Source organism: Pseudomonas sp. NFPP04 (assembly GCF_900113815.1).
In the GTDB taxonomy this organism is placed as follows: domain Bacteria; phylum Pseudomonadota; class Gammaproteobacteria; order Pseudomonadales; family Pseudomonadaceae; genus Aquipseudomonas; species Aquipseudomonas extremorientalis.
In genome coordinates, this window is record NZ_FOQS01000002.1 from 504986 (window position 1) to 523406 (window position 18421).

The following is an 18421-nucleotide window of genomic DNA, read 5'->3' on the forward strand; positions in this document are numbered from 1 at the left end:
GCAAGCCCCCTCCCACATTTGTTTTTGTTGTGTCAGTCGGACCAGGGCGCCTTGCGGGAGTTGTTCAGTTCGACCAGGTAACCGTCTCCACCCAACTGACTCATCTGCTGACGAATCCAAGCTGCGCGCCTTGCCACATACGCCGTCGGATGGCTGGCACTCCACACCCGTGGATTGGGCAAAACAGCCGCCAGATAGCTGGCCTGCTGCCGCGATAACCCCTTGGCACTCACCCCAAAGTGATGCCGCGCCGCCGCTTCCGCGCCAAACACGCCTTCGTCCCACTCCACGCTATTGAGGTACACCTCAAGAATCCGCTGCTTGGGCCACAACACCTCGATCAACCCGGTAAACCAGGCTTCCAGGCCTTTGCGCAAATAGCTGCGGCCGGCCCACAGGAACAGGTTCTTCGACACCTGCTGGCTCAACGTACTGGCACCGCGAATCGAGCCGCCGCGCTCGTTGTGCAGGATCGCCGCCTGGATCGCACCGAAATCAAAGCCCCAATGCTGCGGGAAGCGCTGGTCTTCACCGGCCATCACCGCCACTTTGAGGTCATCGGAGATCTCGTCCCACGATACCCAGGTGCGCTGCAGGTCAATGGGTTCGCCGTCGAACCAGGATTCGACCTTGCGCTCCACCATCAGCGCGGTGAAGGGCGGCGGGACGACACGAAACAGCAGCACCAGCAGCACACTGCCGATGGCAAACCATTTGACGACGTTGAGAAAGCGTTTGAAGAGGAGACGCAGCATAGAGATGGCTTGGCCGAACCCGTTGAGCGGGCCATTATACAGACCCGGCCCTTTGAGTCTGACTGGAGTTCCTCATGCTGCGTGGCTTTCTGATGTTGGCTGCCTTTTTCGGCTTCACCGGTGTCGCCCTTGGGGCCTTCGCCGCCCACGGCCTGAAAAACCGCCTGAGCGCCGAGTACCTCGCAATTTTCCACACCGGCGTGACCTACCAACTGGTGCACACCCTGGCGCTGTTCGGCGTGGCGCTGCTGGCGGCGCATATCCCTGGCCGGTTGGTCAGCTGGGCGGGCATCTCGTTTACCGTTGGCATCCTGCTGTTCTCCGGCAGCCTGTATGTACTGACCCTGACCGGCATCAGCAAGCTTGGGATCATCACGCCGTTTGGCGGCCTGGCCTTCCTGCTTGGCTGGTTCTTCCTGGGCCTGGCGGCGTGGCGCTTGCAGGCAGCCTGACCAAGGGACTTGGGCCGGCAACCTCAATCGGGCTAGAATGCCGACCCCTAAAAACGATGGCGGCCCGTGGCATGCGCATTCAGTTAAACGGCGAATCCTTTGAACTGCCCGACGGTGAAACCGTTGCGGCCCTGCTGACCCGCCTGGACCTGACCGGGCGGCGCGTCGCAGTGGAACTCAACCTGGATATCGTCCCGCGTAGCCTGCACGCCGAGACCTTACTCGCCGAAGGCGACCAGGTCGAAGTGGTCCACGCCATCGGCGGCGGCTGATCGCGCAGTTTCCTGACTTCTGCAGAACCTCACCCCATTCCGAGGATTTCCCATGAGCATCGTTCGTAGCGACAAGCCTTTCGTTCTGGCCGGGCGTACCTACCAGTCCCGCCTGCTGGTCGGCACCGGCAAGTACCGCGACATGGAAGAAACCCGCCTGGCCATCGAAGCCTCGGGCGCCGAGATCGTCACCTTCGCCGTGCGCCGCACCAACCTCGGCCAGATCGAAGGCGAGCCGAACCTGCTTGAAGTGCTGTCGCCGGATCGCTACACCTTCTTGCCGAACACCGCCGGTTGCTACGATGCCATTGAGGCCGTGCGCACCTGCCGCCTGGCCCGTGAGCTGCTCGACGGCCACAACCTGGTGAAGCTGGAAGTGCTGGCCGACCAGAAAACCCTGTTCCCCAACGTGATCGAAACCCTCAAGGCCGCCGAAACCCTGGTCAAGGAAGGTTTCGACGTGATGGTCTACACCAGCGATGACCCGATCATCGCGCGCCAACTGGCGGAAATCGGCTGCATCGCGGTGATGCCACTGGCCGGCCTGATCGGTTCCGGCCTGGGTATCTGCAATCCGTACAACCTGCAGATCATCCTCGAAGAAGCCAAGATCCCGGTGCTGGTGGATGCGGGCGTGGGCACGGCCTCCGACGCAACCATCGCCATGGAACTGGGCTGTGACGCGGTGCTGATGAACTCGGCGATCGCCCACGCCCAGCAACCGATCCTGATGGCCGAAGCCATGAACCACGCCATCGTCGCGGGCCGCCTGGCCTACCTCGCCGGCCGCATGCCGAAAAAACTCTACGCCAGCGCCTCCTCGCCGCTGGATGGTCTGATCAAGTAAGAGCCATTGATGACTGAATCAAACGAAACGCCGAACACCCTGGAAGCAGGCGACGAGTCCAAGCACCGCCGCATCAAGAGTTTTGTGATGCGCGCCGGTCGCATGACCGAAGGCCAGCAAAAGGGCCTGGAGCAAGGCACGCCGCTGTTCGTGTTGCCATTGGCCGACGCGCCGGTGGACTACGACCAGGTGTTCGGCCGTTCGGCCCCGCGTTCCCTGGAAATCGGCTTCGGCATGGGCCACTCCCTGCTGGAAATGGCCGCCGCTGCGCCGGACCAGGACTTCATTGGCGTGGAAGTCCACCGCCCAGGTGTCGGCGCGCTGCTCAACGGCGTGTTGACCCAAGGCCTGACGAACCTGCGGGTCTATGACTGCGACGCGATCGAAGTGCTCAACCGCTGCATCGCCGACAACAGCCTAGACCGCCTGATGCTGTTCTTCCCGGACCCATGGCACAAAGCCCGTCACCACAAGCGCCGCATCGTCCAGGCCTCCTTCGCGGAACTGGTACGCACCAAGCTGAAAGTGGGCGGCATCCTGCACATGGCCACCGACTGGGAGCCCTACGCGGAGTACATGCTGGAGGTGATGAACGTCGCCCCCGGCTACCGCAACCTGGCTGAAGACGGCAAATGCGTGCCACGCCCGGCCGAGCGGCCGATCACCAAGTTCGAGCGTCGTGGTGAGCGGTTGGGGCATGGGGTGTGGGATTTGAAGTTCGAGAAGTTGGCGTAACCGGCCCCTGGCTTCAAATGCAATCAAATGTGGGAGGGGGCTTGCCCCCGATAGCGGTGGATCAGTCAGCTTATCTGTAGCTGACCCACTGCAATCGGGGGCAAGCCCCCTCCCACATTTGTTTTCGCAGTGTGCCTTGGATCAGCGGCGGTCTGCGACTACACCAATCAGTACCAGCACCACAATCAACACCGGCGCCAGGCTGTAGTTATTGAACTGGCTCAACCCCCGCACAATCCACGGCGTGGCATAGATCAGCGCCGCGCCGCTGCCGATCATGCACACCAGCGCCATCAACGGCACGCGCAACGCACCCGCGATGCTGCCCAGGCGTGCTTCGATCCAGCCCTTGATATCGGCGCCGAACAGCACCAGCAGGCAGCCCACGAGGGCCAGGGAGATTTCCGACAGGTTGCTGCGGCTCCAGCGGGATACGGTGGCGAGCAGGTCGAGTACCAAATCCATTCGATTTCCTTAAGAGCGTCAGCTCAAAAACTTCTGCAACAGATCATTGAGAAAGAGTTGCCCGCGGTCGGTCGCCGCCAGGCGTGACGGTTCGACCTGCATTAAGCCACTTTGTTCTGCCTCGCGGCGGCCTTCATCGAGGCTCGCCAGATCCAGACCGGTACGCTCGGCGTAGAGCCTGGCATCGACCCCTTCGGTGAGGCGCAGGGCGTTCATCAGGAACTCGAATGGCAACTCTTCGTTGGTCAGCTCCTTCGCGCCGGCCTGGAAGCTTTTGGCCGGGTTTAGGTAGTCCTTCGGTGCACGGGTCTTCCAGGTGCGTACGATGCGTCCGTCCGGATGGCTGAGCTTGCCGTGTGCGCCGGCACCGATGCCGATGAAGTCACCGAAGCTCCAGTAATTGAGGTTATGCCGTGCCGGGCGACCTGGTTGGGCATAGGCCGATACTTCATATTGCGCGTAGCCGTGTTCGGCGAGCAACGCCTGGCCGGCTTCCTGGATGTCCCACAGGGTGTCATCTTCCGGCAGTGCAGGCGGCTGGTTCCAGAACACGGTGTTGGGTTCCAGGGTCAGCTGGTACCAGGACAAGTGCGTCGGCTTCAGCGCGATGGCCTGGCGCAAGTCGCTCAAGGCATCGTCCAGGGACTGATCGGGCAGCCCGTGCATCAAGTCCAGATTGAAGTTATCGAACCCGGCCTGGCGCGCCATGCCGGCGGCACGTACGGCTTCGTCGCCATTGTGGATGCGGCCCAGGGCCTCAAGCTTTTCCTGCTGGAAGCTCTGGATACCGATGGACAGGCGATTGATCCCCAGCTTGCGATAGGCCACGAACTTTTCTTGCTCGAATGTGCCGGGGTTGGCTTCCAGGGTGATCTCGATATCGCCGGCAAACGGGATGCGGGCTTCCACGCCCTTGAGCAACCGCCCCAACGCTGCGGCGCTGAACAGGCTGGGCGTGCCGCCGCCGAAGAAGATCGAACTGAGTTCGCGGCCATGCACTGCGTGCAGGTCCTGATCGAGGTCGGCCAACAGGGCGTCCACATACTCCTCTTCCGGCAGCACTTTACTGGCGGTGTGGGAGTTGAAGTCGCAATAAGGGCATTTGCGCACGCACCACGGGATATGGATATACAGCGCCAGGGGCGGCAGCACAGGCAAGGCCGCCCGAGGTGTTTGCGCGCCGCCGTGGATCAGCGGCTGCGCAGAGGTGTTCAGGGTCATTTCAGGCTCAGGCGTTGGCGCAGCAAATCCATTGCGCGGGCACGGTGGCTGATCTGGTTCTTGTCGGCCGGGCTCAGTTCGGCACTGGAAACGTTACGTTCCGGCACCCAGAACAACGGGTCATAGCCAAACCCATGCTCGCCGCTGGCCGCATGCAGGATGCGCCCGTGCCACAGACCTTCGCACAGGATCGGCAGCGGGTCATCGGCATGCCGTACCAGGGCCAGCACGCAGACGAACTGTGCGCCGCGCTCGGCGTCCGGTACGTCCTTGAGCGCGTCCAGCAGCTTGGCGTTGTTGGCGGCATCGCCCTTGCCGTCGGCGTAGCGCGCCGAATAAATGCCCGGTGCGCCGCCGAGGAAATCGACGGCCAGCCCCGAGTCATCCGCCAGCGCCGGCAAGCCGGAGATGCGTGCGGCGTTGCGTGCCTTGAGGATGGCGTTCTCGACGAACGACAGGCCGGTCTCTTCCGGTTCCACCTGGCTGAACTCGCCAATCGAGCGCAACTGCACGGAGTCGCCGAGCATGGCTTGCAGTTCTTTGAGTTTGCCGGCGTTATGGCTGGCCAGTACGAGTTGGGTGAGGTTCATTATTCCGCCGGAAACAGTTCCTGGTTGAACTGGAAGCTATGGGCTTTGCCGCCGGTTTCAACGTTGATGGTAAACGTCTTGTATTCGCGCTGCGTCACGGAGTAGGGCGCCAGGTAATTGATGCCGCCTTTCTCGTTGATCTGCTTGAACGTCAGGACTTCACTCTTGCCGCCCAAGTCCTTGATGGTGCCGGTCACTTGCGCGGCCACCGGGGTCACGCCCTTGATCACCGTCACGTTGATCAAGCCCTTTTCCTTGCTGCGCACCACGCCGACGGCCTGGGCGGTTTCCGGTTGCAGGAAGCTGGAGGTGAATGTGTTGTAGTGGACGGTGATATCGCCGAAGTCTTTCTTGCGATTGGCATCGATAGCGTCGGCGGCCAGGGCGCTGGCGCCCAGGCACGCGGTCAATAGAAATACAGCCAGGCGTTTCATGAGCGTCCCTCTTGAAGATGATTAGACGGCAATCTTGTGGTCCGTCAGGCCAGGACTGCTGACCCGGTAAATACCGATTTCGCCCAACAGATTGGGCCATAGTTTACTTGCCCAGCCGTGACGATGCTGTTGATCGACGGCAAGGCGGTTGATCACCTTGGCTTCACGCTCACTGCACAGGGCTTCGAAGTCTTCGAAGGTGCAGAAATGGATGTTCGGCGTGTTGTACCAGGTGTACGGCAGGAAGTCCGACACCGGCATGCGGCCCTTGGTGGCCAGGTACCAGCGGCAGCGCCAGTGCCCGAAGTTGGGGAAGGTGATGATGCACTGGCGGCCTACGCGCAGCATTTCGTCGAGGATGCGGTCCGGGTAGTGCACCGCCTGGAGGGCCTGGGTCATCACCACGATGTCGAAGCTGTTGCTGGCAAAGTTGCCCAGGCCCTTGTCCAGGTCCTGCTCGATCACGTTGATGCCCTTGGCCACGCACTGGGCGATGTTGTCCGGGTCGTTTTCCAGGCCGTAGCCGGTGACTTGCTTGTTGTCGCGCAGCCAGCTCAGCAGTTCGCCATCGCCGCAGCCCAGGTCGAGCACGCGGCTGCCGGCGGGGATCCACTCTTGGATGATTTCCAGGTCGGCTCTCATGGCGTTCTCACACAGTAATCCGGTTCATGTAATTGCCGAACGCCTGCAAGTAACGCGGGATCGGGATCAGGAAGGCGTCGTGGCCTTGCGGTGCATCGATCTCCAGGTAGCAGACGTCCTTGCGTGCAGCCATCAGCGCGTCCACCAGCTCGCGGGAGCGGGCCGGCGAGAAGCGCCAGTCGGTGGTGAAGGACATCACGCAGAACTTGGCCGTGGCGCCTTCGAAGGTTTTCGCCAGGTCGTCGTCGTGGTTGGCGGCCGGGTCGAAGTAGTCCAGCGCCTTGGTCATCAGCAGGTAGGTGTTGGCGTCGAAACGCCCCGAGAACTCCTCGCCCTGGTAGCGCAGGTAGCTTTCCACCTGGAACTCGACGCTGTGGAAGTCGTAGTTGAGCTTCTCGCTCTTGAGGCCACGGCCGAATTTCTCGCCCATGGAATCATCGGACAGGTAGGTGATATGCCCGACCATCCGCGCCAGCATCAGGCCGCGCTTGGGAATCACGCCGGCTTCCTGGAACGAACCACCGTGGAATTCCGGGTCGGTAAGGATGGCCTGGCGTGCCACTTCGTTGAAGGCGATGTTCTGCGCCGACAGCTTGGGGGCCGAGGCGATTGCCAGGCAATGGCGCACGCGGTCCGGGTAGGTGATGGTCCATTGCAGCGCCTGCATGCCGCCCAGGCTGCCGCCGATCACTGCCGCCCACTGGTTGATACCCAGCAGGTCGGCGAGGCGCGCCTGGCTGTGCACCCAGTCTTCCACGGTGAGCACCGGGAAGTCGGCGCCGAACGGCTTGCCGGTTTCCGGATTGAGGCTGCTGGGGCCGGTGGAACCGTTGCAGCCGCCCAGGTTGTTCAGGCTGACCACAAAGAACTTGTTGGTGTCGATGGGCTTGCCGGGGCCGATGCAACTGTCCCACCAGCCGGGCTTGCGATCCTCGGCAGAGTGGAAACCGGCCGCGTGATGATGGCCGGACAAGGCGTGGCAGATCAGCACGGCGTTGCTCGCCGTGGCGTTCAGTTGGCCATAGGTTTCATAGATCAGGTCGTAGGCAGGCAGCGAACGGCCGCAGGCCAGGGCCAGCGGTTCGCTGAAGTGCGCCACTTGGGGCACGACCAGTCCAACAGAATCGGGGGGAAAGGCAGCTGGCATCGACCCTGCTCTCGTTTAAATGAGGCGTAAGTCTAAAGACCGCTGCACCTAGCGGCAAGCAATGGCCTGAGCGGTTTGAAATGTGGGAGGGGGCTTGCCCCTCTCACATTTGCTTTGCGTCAGATCAGCAGACGCAAAATCTCCGGCATCCCGGTCATGGCTGCCAGGTTGTTGATCACCAGCATGTCCAGCAACTTGAGCACCATGAACGCCAGGATCGGCGAGATATCCAGGCCGCCGAGGTTCGGCAGCAGGCGGCGGAATGGCGCCAGGGCCGGCTCGCAGATCTGGTTCACCAGCTCGGCGCCAGGGTTGTGGCTACCGGGGGCGACCCAGGACAGGATCACGCTGATGATCAGGGCGAAGAAGAAGATCTTCAGGAACAGCGCGGTCACGCCGATGATGGCCCAGATCAGCAACTGTACGAAATTGCCGGTGGTGCCGTAGGTCAGCAACAGGGTCAGAGCCATCAAGGCCAACTGCACCAGGATTGCCAGCACCAGCGACGACATGTCCAGGCCGAACAGGCTCGGGATGATCCGGCGCAATGGCTTGAGCAGCGGCTGGGTGGCCTTGACGATGAACTGGCAGAGCGGGTTGTAGAAGTTCGCACGCACCAGTTGCAGCACGAAGCGCATCAGGACGATCAGCAGGTACAGGCTGCCGAGGGTTTGCAGCACGTAGACGGCTGCGGTGTTCAAACCAATCATGTTGGCTCCTTATTTGCCCAGTTGTTCGGCGAGTTCCGCCGAGCGGCGCGCAGCGGCACCCAGTGCTTTTTCCACCAGGGCTTCAAAGCCCCCGGCCTGGAACGACTCGATGGCCGCCTGTGTGGTGCCGCCCGGCGAGGTCACGCGGCGGCGCAGCTCGGCGGCGTCCACATCGCTGGACACCGCCATGCGCGCAGCACCCAGGGCGGTCTGCTCGGCCAGTTGTTCGGCAACGTCCTTGGACAGTCCCAGCTTCACGCCGGCGGCGGTCATGGCTTCGATCAGCAGGAAGAAATACGCCGGGCCGCTGCCGGATACGGCGGTGACCGCGTCCAGTTGCTGCTCCTGTTCCAGCCACAGCGCGACGCCCACGGCGGACAGCAGTTCTTGCGCCTGGTCGCGTTGTTCGGCGCTCACTTGGGCGGTGGCGTACAAGCCGCTCACGCCCTGGCTGACCAGGGCTGGCGTGTTGGGCATGCAGCGCACGATCGGCTGTGCGCCGAGCCAGGTGTTCATGCTGGCGCAGGTGATGCCGGCCGCAATCGACACCACCAGCTGATGCGGCTGCAGGCTTGGGCGCAGGCTTTCGCACACCGCCTTCATGGCCTGCGGCTTCACTGCCAGCACGATCACGTCGACGCCCTGGATGGCCTCGGCGTTGTCGGCAAAGGTTTCAATACCGTGCTCGGCGCTGACGCGGGCACGGGTGTCTGCGCCCGGGTCGCTGGCGCGGATCTGCGCGGCATCCAGGCCCTTGGCCCGCAGGCCACCGATCAGGCTGGCCGCCATGTTACCGGCGCCGATAAAGGCTATACGCGTGTCTCTCATGACAGGTCCTTAGCTAAATGGAAGTCAGCCATTTCATGGCTGGCCGTAGTCGCGGGCGCCAAACAGGGCGGTACCGATCCGCACCCAGGTGGCGCCTTGGGCAATGGCCGACTCAAGGTCGTGACTCATGCCCATGGAAAGTGTGTCCAGCGGCAGGTTCAAACTGGCTTGCAGCTCGCGCACGGTGGCGAAGGCTGCATCTTGCGCGGCGCGCTCTTCGGTCGGCTCGGGGATTGCCATCAGGCCACGCAGCTTCAGGCGCGGCAGGGCGCTGATAGCGTTGGCCAGGGCTGGCAGGTCGGCGGGTGTACAGCCGGACTTGCTGGCTTCGCCGCTGACGTTGACCTGGATGCAGATGTTCAGCGGTGGCAGGTCGGCCGGGCGTTGTTCGGACAAGCGTTGAGCGATTTTCAAGCGGTCCACGGAATGCACCCAAGCGAAGTTCTCGGCAATAGCGCGCGTCTTGTTCGATTGAATGGGGCCGATGAAGTGCCAACTCAAGGGCAGGTCGGTTAATTCGGCCTGTTTGCCCAGGGCTTCCTGCAGATAGTTCTCGCCAAAATCGTGCATCCCGGCGGCATAGGCTTCGCGCACGGCTTGCGCGGGTTTGGTCTTGCTCACGGCCAGCAGGTGGATGCTGCTTGCGTCACGTTGCACGGCGTCGGCTGCGGCGCGGATGCGCTGGCTAACCTGGCCGATGTTGTCTGCTATCGTCGACATTCAAGATGCGCCCGTGGATATGGAGTCCGCGGCATTCTACTGGAAATGGAAAGCCCTATGGATATCACTGAATTACTCACGGTCAGCGTGCGCCGTGGCGCCTCCGACCTGCATTTGTCCGCCGGACTGGCGCCGATGCTGCGGGTGGATGGGGAGGTCTGGCCGCTGGACGGGCCGGTGCTTTCACCCCCGCAAGTGGCCGACTTGTTGAGCCCATTGCTCAATCAGCACCAACAAAAGGATTTCGAAACATCTCTTGAAACGGATTTTGCCTTCGAGCTGCCCGGCGTGGCGCGGTTCCGCGCCAATGTGTTCCGGCAGGACCGTGGCATGGGCGCGGTGTTTCGCGCCATCCCGTCCGAGGTCCAGAGCCTGGAGAACCTCGGCCTGGGGGAAGTCTTCCAGCGTATTGCCCAACTGCCACGCGGCCTGGTGCTGGTGACCGGCCCTACCGGCTCGGGCAAGTCCACTACCCTGGCGGCGATGATCGACTTTCTCAATCAGCATCGACGCCAGCACATCCTCACCCTTGAAGACCCCATCGAATTTATCCACACGCCGAACATGGCGTTGATCAATCAGCGTCAGGTGCACCGCGACACCCATAGCTTTTCGGTTGCCCTGCGCTCGGCGCTCAGGGAAGACCCGGATGTGATCCTGGTGGGTGAACTGCGCGACCTGGAAACCATCCGCCTGGCCCTGACGGCGGCTGAGACCGGGCACCTGGTATTCGGCACCTTGCATACCTCGTCGGCGGCAAAGACCGTGGATCGGCTGGTGGATGTGTTTCCGGCGGGGGAAAAGGCCATGGTCCGCTCGATGCTGTCGGAGTCGTTGCAGGCAGTGGTGTCCCAGGTGCTGGTGAAGAAGATCGGCGGGGGGCGGGTGGCGGCCCATGAAATCATGTTGGGTACGCCGGCTATTCGCAATCTGATCCGTGAGGACAAGGTGGCGCAGATGGTCTCGGCGATCCAGACGGGTGGGGCGCTGGGGATGAAGACGTTGGATATGAGCTTGAAGGCGTTGGTCGGGGAGGGGGTGATCAGTCGGGAAGAGGCGCAGCAGAAGGCGAGGGTGCCTGGGGAAATATGAAGGTCCAAATGTGGCAGGGGCTTGCCCCCGATAGCAGTGGATCAGTTAGCTTATTTGTAGCTGATCCACGGTAATCGGGGGCAAGCCCCCTCCCACATTGTTCACCCACCGCACTCCAGCCTGGAATCAGCGCTGGACCACCCGCAGGTTGTTCTGCTCTTTGGGCAATACCCGCTTGGCAATCACGTAGTTCTTGTCCCAGAACGGTTTCTTCAGCGTGTCGATGCTGACCGCTTTGCCACGGCGTGGTGCGTGGATGAAACGGTCGTTGCCCAGGTAGATGGCAACGTGGTTCACCTGGCGGCTCTTCAATTTGAAGAACAGCAGGTCACCCGGTTTCAAGTCCTTGCGATCAACCTTCTGCCCGTGGCCGGCGGCCATGGCGTTGGAGGTGCGTGGCAAATCCACGGCGGCTACGTCGTTAAACGCATATTTCACCAAGCCGCTGCAGTCGAACCCTTTACTTGGGCTGCTGCCGCCCCAACGATAAGGAGTACCGAGCACGTTGACGGCACGGCTGAGCACGGTGCTGCTCTGCCTGGTGTTGACGCCTACCAGGCCGGCCGTTGCCTTGCCGTGGGCCTTGCTCAGTTGAGTCGGGCGGTTGACGGTCAGCTTGACCGACTTGGCGGTGCTTGGCGTGCTGTGGACTTTAGGGGTGAAACCGTTAACGTTGGGAAGTCGTTGCTCACGATTGGTGGCGTGGGCGGCCAGTGGCATTAATAGGCAAATGGTTAGCCATGTCTTGAAAAATGGTCGCATTAGGCGTGGCTCTTATGGGTTTGCGCGCAACTTTATAACAGCTTTTTGTGTCGTTCTCAGGCCGTTTGTCGACTGAACCTTGACGTCAAAATCAGGAAAAACGCGACGATTCGCCGCAATTGTCCTACACAAGTCAGGTGGCATAAGGCTTTCAGGGCAGGGAAGATACCATTTGCCGTACGTCGGGCGCCCGTAAAAAAGTCACAAAGAAAATGAAAAAATTTATCTATCGAGGCAAAAGAGGTACGCGATGAACACCTATCAGCAGATTGGCGAGCAGCAAGACACCCACAGCAAGGTCATCGGTTACCTGCTGTGGATTTTCGGTTTTACCGGGGCGCATCGCTTCTATTACGGCAAGCCGGTGACCGGAACGATCTGGTTTTTCACCTTTGGCTTGCTGGGTATCGGCTGGCTGATCGACCTGTTCCTGATCCCGGCCATGGACCGTGAAGCGGACCTGAGGTTTACCGCCGGGCCCATCGAATACAACGTGGCCTGGATCCTGTTGGCGTTTCTCGGGGTATTTGGCGTGCACCGCATGTACCAGGGCAAATGGATCACCGGCCTGATCTACCTGCTGACCGGCGGTTTGTTCCTGGTTGGGGTGCTGTATGACTTCTGGACGTTGAATACGCAGATATCGATCCGCAATGCCGAGCGCAACAGCGGCCGCTGATCTTTAACTTCTGGTGGAGATCAACATGTGGGAGGGGGCAAGCCCCCTCCCACATTGATCATGCCCACATTAGAGGTGGGATTTTTCAGGCCGGGTAGCTGATGCGGCCATCCACCAGGGTGTAACGCACCGTCGCCGGCAGGCTATGGCCGATGAACGGGCAGTTTTCACCTTTGGATAGCCATTGCTCCCCCGCAATCGTGGAACTGGCCGGATCAAAAAGCACCAGGTCCGCCGCCGAACCCACCGCCAACTTGCCCGCTGGCAGGCGCAAGGCCTCGGCCGGGCCGCTGCTCAGGCGTGCCAACAATGTCGGCAAGTCCAGCAACCCATCTTCTACCAACGTCATCGCCAGAGGGAGCAACAGTTCGACACTGCTGATGCCCGGCTCTGTCGCGCCAAACGGTGCCAGCTTGGCATCCCTCTCATGGGGCTGGTGATGGCTGGAAATCGCCGAGACCACACCGGATTTCACCGCCGCGCGCAAACCATCGCGGTCAGCCAGGGTACGCAGTGGCGGTTGCACGTGGTACAGGCTGGAGAAGTCGATCAGCGCTTCGTCCGTCAGGATCAGCTGATAAAGCGCCACATCCGCTGTCACCGGCAATCCACGGGCCTGGGCCTGGGCGATCAGGGCCACGCCCCGCGCACTGGTCAACTGGCTGAAGTGCGCACGCACGCCGCTTTGTTCCACCAGCAGCAGGTCACGGGCCAGGGCCACGGTCTCGGCGGTTTCCGGGATGCCCGGCAGGCCGAGGAAGCTGGCCACGGCGCCTTCATGGGCCAGGCCGCCTTCGGCCAGGTCACGGTCCTGGGAATGGAAGATCACTGTAAGGTCGAAAGTCGCCGCGTATTCCAGGGCACGTAACAGCGTGCGGGTACTGCGAAAGCTATCCAGGCCGTTGCCGAAGGCCACGCAACCGGCGTCGCGCAGGGCGATCAGTTCGGCGAGTTGTTCGCCTTCCAGGCCTTTGCTCAAGGCGCCGATAGGGAACACTTTGCAGTTGCCGGCTTCGCGGGCGCGGTCGAGGATCAGCTCGGTCACGGCCGAGGTGTCCAGCACCGGCCTGGTGTGCGGTGGGCAGCACAGGCTGGTTACCCCACCGGCTGCGGCAGCGCGGGTTTCGCTGGTGATATTGCCCTTGCGGCTGTAGCCCGGCTCGCGCAGGGCGACGTTCAGGTCAACCAGGCCAGGCGCGGCCACCAGGCCTTTGGCGTCGATCGTCTCGCTGGCGCTGAAGCCTGCGGGCGCGGCGCCAATGGCGATGAGCTTGCCGGCGTCCAGATGCAGATCGGTAACTTGATCCAGGCCACTGGCCGGATCGATGACGCGGGCGCCGAGGATGCTGAGCTTCACTGGGCGTTCTCCTGCTCGAATTGACGTTGCGCGGTTTGCCCGCTCATGGCCATGGACAGCACGGCCATGCGTACGGCGATGCCGTAGGTCACCTGGTTGAGGATCACCGACTGCGGACCGTCGGCCACCGCCGACTCAATCTCCACGCCACGGTTGATCGGGCCCGGGTGCATCACGATGGCATCCGGCTTGGCGCCGGCCAGGCGTGCGGTGGTCAGGCCGAACAAACGGTAGAACTCGCCTTCGCTCGGTAGCAGGCCACCGGCCATGCGCTCGCGTTGCAGGCGCAGCATGATCACCACGTCCACGTCCTTGAGGCCTGCGGCCATGTCGGTGTAGACCTTCACGCCGTACTGTTCGATACCGATGGGCAACAGGGTTTTCGGCGCAATCACGCGGATATCCGGGCAACCCAGGGCTTTGAGGGCCAGCATGTCCGAGCGCGCGACCCGCGAATGCAGGATGTCGCCGACGATGGCCACCGAGAGATTCTCAAAGCTGCCTTTGTGCCGACGAATGGTGAGCATGTCGAGCATGCCCTGAGTCGGGTGGGCGTGGCGGCCGTCACCGCCGTTGATGATCGCCACCTGCGGGCATACGTGTTCGGCGATGAAGTGCGCGGCGCCGGAGTCGCCGTGGCGTACCACGAACATGTCGGCGGCCATCGCTTCCAGGTTGCGCAGGGTGTCGAGCAGGGTCTCGCCCTTGCTTGCCGACGAGGTGGACACGTTCAGGGTGATCACATCGGCCGACAGCCGCTGGGCGGCCAGTTCAAAGGTGGTGCGGGTGCGGGTGGAGTTCTCGAAGAACACGTTGCAGATGGTTTTGCCGCGCAACAGCGGGACCTTCTTCACCGCCCGGCCACCGACTTCGAGGAACGAGTCGGCGGTGTCGAGGATTTCGGTGAGCAGTTCGCGGGGCAAACCGTCGAGCGACAAGAAGTGTCGCAACTGGCCCTGAGCATTGAGCTGCAGCGGGCGCTTGGCATCTAGAGGCGTCATCGCGGGGACTCTTTACAAGGCGGTTTAAAGGGCGAGGTCTTGCAGTTCGAGTACGAGCGGCGTGGGACCGAGCAATTTTACCCGTTGATGGGCTTCTAGCGACAGGGTGGCGCCGACCACATCCGGGCTGATCGGCAATTCGCCGGCGTCCAGGTCCAGCAGGCACACCAGGGTCACGCTGGCCGGGCGGCCATAGTCGAACAGTTCGTTCATGGCGGCACGGATGGTGCGACCGCTCATCAGCACGTCGTCGATCAGCACCAGGTGCTGGCCTTCGATCTCGAAAGGCAGGGCCGACGGACGCACTTGTGGGTGCAGGCCGTTCTGGCTGAAATCGTCGCGGTAAAAGGAGACGTCCAGGGTGCCCAGGGGCGAATCGCTGCCCAGTGCTTCCAACAACGCCTGGGCCACCCACACACCGCCGGTGCGAATACCGATGAAGCGCGGCTCGCTGATGTTGCGGTGTTGCAGATGGGCCGTGAGGCTGGTGGCCATCTGGCTGATCAGTTCGGCGGGGTTCGGCAGGCTCATGCAGGCTCCTTCAGGACCTTGGCGCAGGCAAGGTCCGGGCTCAAACGTAAAAAGACGCGGCAAGCCGCGTCTGTCAGGATTCAAATAAAGCGGTGTTTTCATCCAGCCAACCCTGCAACAGCAGGGCGGCGGCGATGGCGTCTACCGGGTTGTCGCGGTAGCTGCCTTTCTGCCCGCCACGGTCGCGTCGCTCGCCTTTGGCTTCAAAGGTGGTGAGGCGTTCGTCGTGGGTATAGAAGGGCAGGTTGTAGCGGCCATTGAGGCGGCGGGCGAATTTTTCGGCACGCAGGCACATGTCGCTGGGGGTGCCGTCCATGTTCAGGGGCAGGCCGACCACGACCGCGTCGGGCTTCCACTCTTTGATGAGGGCTTCAACATGGTTCCAGTCCGGCACGCCGTTCTGGGCTTTCAAGGTGCACAGCTCACGGGCCTGGCCGGTGATCACCTGGCCTACGGCTACGCCGATCTGTTTGGTGCCGTAGTCAAACCCGAGGATCAGACGCAAAGCCATCAGGCGTGTCCCGCCTGGCTGGTCAGCAGGTTGAGGTTGATCCCCAGCGTCGCCGCAGCTGCGTCCAGGCGCAGTTCACTGGCGGTGTTGAACAGGATGTCGGCGTCGAACGGGCAGGTCAGCCAGGCATTGCTGGCCAGTTCGGCTTCCAATTGGCCGGCTTCCCACCCCGCGTAACCGAGGGTGATCACGCTTTGCTCAGGGCCCACGCCGTCGGCGATGGCGAACAACACGTCCTGGGAAGTGGACAGCGATACGCCGTCCAGATCGACCGTGGCCTGGAACTTCGGCCCGCTCGGGTGCAGCACAAACCCACGATCAGTCTGCACCGGCCCGCCGATGTAAATCGGCACGCCCTGGCACCGGGCCGGCGGGTCAAGCTCGGGGCGCAGTTGCTCAAGGATATCCGCCAGGTTCAGCTCTTGCGGGCGGTTGACCACCAACCCCATGGCACCATTGGCCGTGTGCTCGACGATGTAGGTCAAGGTCTGCGCAAAGTTCGGGTCGGCCATATGGGGCATGGCGATCAGGAATTGATGCTTGAGGTAGGTCGGGCTGACGTTTTTCATGTTCGATAGTGTGGCGGTGGAGGGGCGAACTGACAAGCTGGTGATGTGCCACAGCTGGTAATTGTCATCAATTGCTCGACAGCCGATCACCCTTGGCAAACTTCCAGGTGCGGATGATTTCCAGGCGGTCGACGTCGTTCAAATCGCCGCTGAACGGCGCAAAGGGCGCGGCCAGGCGCACGATGCGCTGGGCGGCCTGGTCCAGCAACGGCTGGCCGGACGACTCGAGCACCTGCACTTCATAGAGCGTGCCGTCGCGGTTGATTGACACCAATAGTCGCAAATTTCCGTAAATCTGCTGGCGTCGGGCTTCCTCCGGGTAATTGAGGTTACCGATACGCTCGACCTTCTTGCGCCACTCGTCTTTGTACCAGGCGCCTTTGTCGCGCATGGTCGATGCGGCGTTCAGCCGATAGATGCGCGGGCGCTTGGCGTACAGCTGCTGTTCGTTGGCCAGTTCGGCTTCGAGGCTGGAAATTTCGTCGGACAGGGTCGAACTGTCGAAAGTCGGTGCCGGTTTTACAGGCTGGGGCGTGGGTTCGGTCTTGGTTTTTTCGCGCTGGGCCGGGGCTTTCTGCGGTTTGGGTGCGATGGTGGTCACGGCGGGCTTGGGCGCTGCCTGCTTGACCTCCGGCTTGGGCGCCGGTGGTGGGGTGACTTTGTTGACCTTGTTGTCCTGGAACGGCGCCACTTCGGTGGTCTTCGGCACGGCTTTCTTGTCGAGGGTGCCGCTGCCTTGCTGGTTGTCCTGGGCGAGAAAGTCAGCCTTCTCGGGCTTCTTTTCGCTCTTGAACGTGGCGAGGGTGATTTCCAGGGTCTGGGTGATTTGCTTGGGTTCGACCATGGTGAAACCCACGCCGAGGATCAGGGCCAAGTGAATCAACGCTGCCAGGAACAGGGTAAATCCGAGCCGATCAGCCGGGCGCACGCCGCTGTGGGAGAGTTCGGGGGGTAGCTCGGACGGGAGTGTCATGACAAAAAACCAACATCGCGCGTTTCACAGGTGGGGCATGATAGCGCAATGTTGGTGCGTGTCCGGCTGTTCTATATCACTTGGCTTGCAGCTTGCGCTCAATGGCGGCCATCAACATTTCGCCGATGTTCGTGCCAAATGCGTTGTCGATCTCGCGAATGCAGGTGGGGCTGGTGACGTTGATTTCGGTGAGGTTCTCGCCGATGACGTCCAGTCCCACGAACAGCAGGCCTTTTTCGCGCAGGGTCGGGCCAACCTGGGCGGCAATCCAGCGGTCCTTGTCCGATAGAGGGCGGGCTTCGCCACGACCACCGGCCGCCAGGTTGCCACGGGTCTCGCCGGCGGCCGGGATGCGCGCCAGGCAGTAGTCCACCGGCTCGCCGTCAATCATCAGGATGCGCTTGTCGCCGTCCTTGATCGCCGGCAGATAGGCCTGGCCCATGATCTGCTGGGTGCCCAGGGCGGTCAGGGTTTCCAGGATCACCGACAGGTTCGGGTCGCCGGCGCGGTGGCGGAAGATCGAGGTGCCGCCCATGCCGTCCAGCGGCTTGAGGATCACATCACCATGCTTGGCAGCGAACTCGCGCAGCACATCGGCGCGGCGGCTGACCACGGTCGGTGGTGTGCACTGTGGGAACAGGGTGGCGAACAGCTTTTCGTTGCAGTCGCGCAGGCTCTGCGGCTTGTTGACGATCAGCACGCCGGCGCGCTCGGCCTGCTCCAGCAGGTAGGTGGAGTAGACGAATTCCATGTCGAACGGCGGGTCCTTGCGCATCAGGATCACGTCCAGATCGCTCAGTGGGCTGTCGATTTCGTCTTGCAGCTCGAACCACTTCTCAGGGTTGGCAAACACCTGCAGCGGGCGCATGCGTGCGCGGGCCTCGCCGTCACCCTGGTAAAGATCGCGCTGCTCCATATAGAACAAGGTCCAGCCGCGGGCCTGGGCGGCCAGGAGCATGGCCAGCGAGCTGTCCTTTTTATAGGAAATGCTGGCGATAGGGTCCATGACAATGCCGACGCGAACGCTCATGGGGGATTTCCTCTAGCAAATTAGGGCGCATAAAAGTGGCGTCAGAGTGGCGCTGCGGCTGTTGTGGGTCAAGGAAAAACCACCTGGCCGGTTGCTCG

At 62.1% G+C, this 18421-nt stretch carries 24 protein-coding genes; 6 read left to right on the top strand and 18 right to left on the bottom strand.

Going from position 1 to position 18421, the window contains the following annotated elements; all coding sequences use genetic code 11:
• Nucleotides 1–32: 32 nt before the first annotated feature.
• On the bottom strand, nt 33–755 hold the full coding sequence (gene mtgA, locus BM017_RS06175; protein ID WP_092241963.1) for a monofunctional biosynthetic peptidoglycan transglycosylase: 723 nt from the start codon (nt 753–755) through the stop codon (nt 33–35).
• 74 nt (nt 756–829) lie between these two features.
• Between mtgA and BM017_RS06180 the strand changes: the two genes are divergently transcribed.
• The 4 genes from BM017_RS06180 to trmB all read left to right on the top strand — a co-directional run bounded on the left by BM017_RS06180 (nt 830) and on the right by trmB (nt 3061).
• The gene (locus tag BM017_RS06180; protein ID WP_016976028.1) at nt 830–1207 is read left to right on the top strand and encodes a DUF423 domain-containing protein; all 378 of its coding nucleotides are present in this window, start codon (nt 830–832) and stop codon (nt 1205–1207) included.
• A gap of 71 nt (nt 1208–1278) precedes the next feature.
• Nucleotides 1279–1479: a sulfur carrier protein ThiS gene (gene thiS / locus BM017_RS06185; protein ID WP_170856042.1), complete on the top strand. Its 201-nt coding sequence runs from the start codon at nt 1279–1281 to the stop codon at nt 1477–1479.
• Between the two features lie 52 nt (nt 1480–1531).
• Nucleotides 1532–2326, top strand: a complete 795-nt coding sequence (locus BM017_RS06190; RefSeq protein WP_058426547.1) for a thiazole synthase — start codon at nt 1532–1534, stop codon at nt 2324–2326.
• Between the two features lie 9 nt (nt 2327–2335).
• Complete coding sequence (trmB, locus tag BM017_RS06195) at nt 2336–3061, top strand: tRNA (guanosine(46)-N7)-methyltransferase TrmB (protein WP_092241969.1); 726 nt, start codon at nt 2336–2338, stop codon at nt 3059–3061.
• 141 nt (nt 3062–3202) lie between these two features.
• Here trmB and BM017_RS06200 read toward each other — a convergent pair whose 3' ends face one another.
• The 9 genes from BM017_RS06200 to BM017_RS06240 all read right to left on the bottom strand — a co-directional run bounded on the left by BM017_RS06200 (nt 3203) and on the right by BM017_RS06240 (nt 9818).
• Nucleotides 3203–3526, bottom strand: coding sequence for a DUF3392 domain-containing protein (locus BM017_RS06200; RefSeq protein WP_058426549.1), 324 nt, complete (start codon nt 3524–3526; stop codon nt 3203–3205).
• Between the two features lie 18 nt (nt 3527–3544).
• Nucleotides 3545–4747, bottom strand: coding sequence for a radical SAM family heme chaperone HemW (hemW, locus tag BM017_RS06205; RefSeq protein ID WP_071490377.1), 1203 nt, complete (start codon nt 4745–4747; stop codon nt 3545–3547).
• Nucleotides 4744–5340, bottom strand: coding sequence for an RdgB/HAM1 family non-canonical purine NTP pyrophosphatase (rdgB, locus tag BM017_RS06210; RefSeq protein ID WP_025859581.1), 597 nt, complete (start codon nt 5338–5340; stop codon nt 4744–4746). The genes hemW and rdgB overlap by 4 nt, the downstream gene beginning before the upstream one ends.
• Entirely contained in the window at nt 5337–5771 is a 435-nt protein-coding gene (locus tag BM017_RS06215; RefSeq protein WP_092241971.1) for a DUF4426 domain-containing protein, read from the bottom strand. Before BM017_RS06215 ends, rdgB begins: the two co-directional genes overlap by 4 nt.
• A gap of 21 nt (nt 5772–5792) precedes the next feature.
• Nucleotides 5793–6413: a methionine biosynthesis protein MetW gene (metW, locus tag BM017_RS06220; protein WP_078050562.1), complete on the bottom strand. Its 621-nt coding sequence runs from the start codon at nt 6411–6413 to the stop codon at nt 5793–5795.
• Nucleotides 6414–6420: 7 nt separating this feature from the next.
• The gene (locus BM017_RS06225; protein WP_071490374.1) at nt 6421–7560 is read right to left on the bottom strand and encodes a homoserine O-succinyltransferase MetX; all 1140 of its coding nucleotides are present in this window, start codon (nt 7558–7560) and stop codon (nt 6421–6423) included.
• A gap of 119 nt (nt 7561–7679) precedes the next feature.
• Complete coding sequence (locus tag BM017_RS06230) at nt 7680–8270, bottom strand: YggT family protein (RefSeq protein ID WP_025859579.1); 591 nt, start codon at nt 8268–8270, stop codon at nt 7680–7682.
• Nucleotides 8271–8279: 9 nt separating this feature from the next.
• A complete protein-coding gene (gene proC, locus BM017_RS06235; RefSeq protein ID WP_092241973.1) occupies nt 8280–9098 on the bottom strand; it encodes a pyrroline-5-carboxylate reductase in 819 nt (272 codons plus the stop codon).
• Between the two features lie 33 nt (nt 9099–9131).
• On the bottom strand, nt 9132–9818 hold the full coding sequence (locus BM017_RS06240) for a YggS family pyridoxal phosphate-dependent enzyme (RefSeq protein ID WP_092241976.1): 687 nt from the start codon (nt 9816–9818) through the stop codon (nt 9132–9134).
• Nucleotides 9819–9875: 57 nt separating this feature from the next.
• Here BM017_RS06240 and BM017_RS06245 point away from each other — a divergent pair, with 57 nt between their 5' ends.
• Nucleotides 9876–10910, top strand: a complete 1035-nt coding sequence (locus BM017_RS06245; RefSeq protein ID WP_092241979.1) for a type IV pilus twitching motility protein PilT — start codon at nt 9876–9878, stop codon at nt 10908–10910.
• Nucleotides 10911–11036: 126 nt separating this feature from the next.
• Here the strand turns inward: BM017_RS06245 and BM017_RS06250 are convergent, their stop codons facing one another.
• Nucleotides 11037–11672 carry a C40 family peptidase gene (locus BM017_RS06250; RefSeq protein ID WP_071490370.1) on the bottom strand — a complete coding sequence of 212 codons (636 nt, stop codon included), beginning with the start codon at nt 11670–11672 and terminating at the stop codon, nt 11037–11039.
• A 268-nt stretch (nt 11673–11940) separates the two neighbouring features.
• On the opposite strand from BM017_RS06250, the gene BM017_RS06255 reads away from it, so the two are divergent.
• Entirely contained in the window at nt 11941–12351 is a 411-nt protein-coding gene (locus BM017_RS06255) for an NINE protein (protein WP_162276412.1), read from the top strand.
• Nucleotides 12352–12436: 85 nt separating this feature from the next.
• Here the strand turns inward: BM017_RS06255 and BM017_RS06260 are convergent, their stop codons facing one another.
• The 7 genes from BM017_RS06260 to gshB all read right to left on the bottom strand — a co-directional run bounded on the left by BM017_RS06260 (nt 12437) and on the right by gshB (nt 18323).
• Entirely contained in the window at nt 12437–13708 is a 1272-nt protein-coding gene (locus BM017_RS06260; RefSeq protein WP_092241982.1) for a dihydroorotase, read from the bottom strand.
• Complete coding sequence (locus BM017_RS06265) at nt 13705–14709, bottom strand: aspartate carbamoyltransferase catalytic subunit (protein ID WP_092241985.1); 1005 nt, start codon at nt 14707–14709, stop codon at nt 13705–13707. Before BM017_RS06265 ends, BM017_RS06260 begins: the two co-directional genes overlap by 4 nt.
• Nucleotides 14710–14733: 24 nt before the next feature.
• Nucleotides 14734–15240, bottom strand: a complete 507-nt coding sequence (gene pyrR / locus BM017_RS06270) for a bifunctional pyr operon transcriptional regulator/uracil phosphoribosyltransferase PyrR (RefSeq protein WP_058426562.1) — start codon at nt 15238–15240, stop codon at nt 14734–14736.
• 73 nt (nt 15241–15313) lie between these two features.
• Nucleotides 15314–15751: a Holliday junction resolvase RuvX gene (ruvX, locus tag BM017_RS06275; protein ID WP_092241988.1), complete on the bottom strand. Its 438-nt coding sequence runs from the start codon at nt 15749–15751 to the stop codon at nt 15314–15316.
• Nucleotides 15751–16320 carry a YqgE/AlgH family protein gene (locus BM017_RS06280; RefSeq protein WP_071490368.1) on the bottom strand — a complete coding sequence of 190 codons (570 nt, stop codon included), beginning with the start codon at nt 16318–16320 and terminating at the stop codon, nt 15751–15753. The genes ruvX and BM017_RS06280 overlap by 1 nt, the downstream gene beginning before the upstream one ends.
• Before the next feature lie 67 nt (nt 16321–16387).
• Nucleotides 16388–17293: an energy transducer TonB gene (locus BM017_RS06285; protein WP_092241991.1), complete on the bottom strand. Its 906-nt coding sequence runs from the start codon at nt 17291–17293 to the stop codon at nt 16388–16390.
• Nucleotides 17294–17369: 76 nt separating this feature from the next.
• A complete protein-coding gene (gene gshB, locus BM017_RS06290) occupies nt 17370–18323 on the bottom strand; it encodes a glutathione synthase (protein WP_028618297.1) in 954 nt (317 codons plus the stop codon).
• Nucleotides 18324–18421: the final 98 nt, after the last annotated feature.

Coding starts and splice junctions, on each gene's coding strand:
- mtgA (WP_092241963.1), bottom strand. CDS start 755: ATGCTGCGTCTCCTCTTCAAACGCTTTCTCAACGTCGTCAAATGGTTT.
- BM017_RS06180 (WP_016976028.1), top strand. CDS start 830: ATGCTGCGTGGCTTTCTGATGTTGGCTGCCTTTTTCGGCTTCACCGGT.
- thiS (WP_170856042.1), top strand. CDS start 1,279: ATGCGCATTCAGTTAAACGGCGAATCCTTTGAACTGCCCGACGGTGAA.
- BM017_RS06190 (WP_058426547.1), top strand. CDS start 1,532: ATGAGCATCGTTCGTAGCGACAAGCCTTTCGTTCTGGCCGGGCGTACC.
- trmB (WP_092241969.1), top strand. CDS start 2,336: ATGACTGAATCAAACGAAACGCCGAACACCCTGGAAGCAGGCGACGAG.
- BM017_RS06200 (WP_058426549.1), bottom strand. CDS start 3,526: ATGGATTTGGTACTCGACCTGCTCGCCACCGTATCCCGCTGGAGCCGC.
- hemW (WP_071490377.1), bottom strand. CDS start 4,747: ATGACCCTGAACACCTCTGCGCAGCCGCTGATCCACGGCGGCGCGCAA.
- BM017_RS06215 (WP_092241971.1), bottom strand. CDS start 5,771: ATGAAACGCCTGGCTGTATTTCTATTGACCGCGTGCCTGGGCGCCAGC.
- metW (WP_078050562.1), bottom strand. CDS start 6,413: ATGAGAGCCGACCTGGAAATCATCCAAGAGTGGATCCCCGCCGGCAGC.
- BM017_RS06225 (WP_071490374.1), bottom strand. CDS start 7,560: ATGCCAGCTGCCTTTCCCCCCGATTCTGTTGGACTGGTCGTGCCCCAA.
- BM017_RS06230 (WP_025859579.1), bottom strand. CDS start 8,270: ATGATTGGTTTGAACACCGCAGCCGTCTACGTGCTGCAAACCCTCGGC.
- proC (WP_092241973.1), bottom strand. CDS start 9,098: ATGAGAGACACGCGTATAGCCTTTATCGGCGCCGGTAACATGGCGGCC.
- BM017_RS06240 (WP_092241976.1), bottom strand. CDS start 9,818: ATGTCGACGATAGCAGACAACATCGGCCAGGTTAGCCAGCGCATCCGC.
- BM017_RS06245 (WP_092241979.1), top strand. CDS start 9,876: ATGGATATCACTGAATTACTCACGGTCAGCGTGCGCCGTGGCGCCTCC.
- BM017_RS06250 (WP_071490370.1), bottom strand. CDS start 11,672: ATGCGACCATTTTTCAAGACATGGCTAACCATTTGCCTATTAATGCCA.
- BM017_RS06265 (WP_092241985.1), bottom strand. CDS start 14,709: ATGACGCCTCTAGATGCCAAGCGCCCGCTGCAGCTCAATGCTCAGGGC.
- pyrR (WP_058426562.1), bottom strand. CDS start 15,240: ATGAGCCTGCCGAACCCCGCCGAACTGATCAGCCAGATGGCCACCAGC.
- ruvX (WP_092241988.1), bottom strand. CDS start 15,751: ATGGCTTTGCGTCTGATCCTCGGGTTTGACTACGGCACCAAACAGATC.
- BM017_RS06280 (WP_071490368.1), bottom strand. CDS start 16,320: ATGAAAAACGTCAGCCCGACCTACCTCAAGCATCAATTCCTGATCGCC.
- BM017_RS06285 (WP_092241991.1), bottom strand. CDS start 17,293: ATGACACTCCCGTCCGAGCTACCCCCCGAACTCTCCCACAGCGGCGTG.
- gshB (WP_028618297.1), bottom strand. CDS start 18,323: ATGAGCGTTCGCGTCGGCATTGTCATGGACCCTATCGCCAGCATTTCC.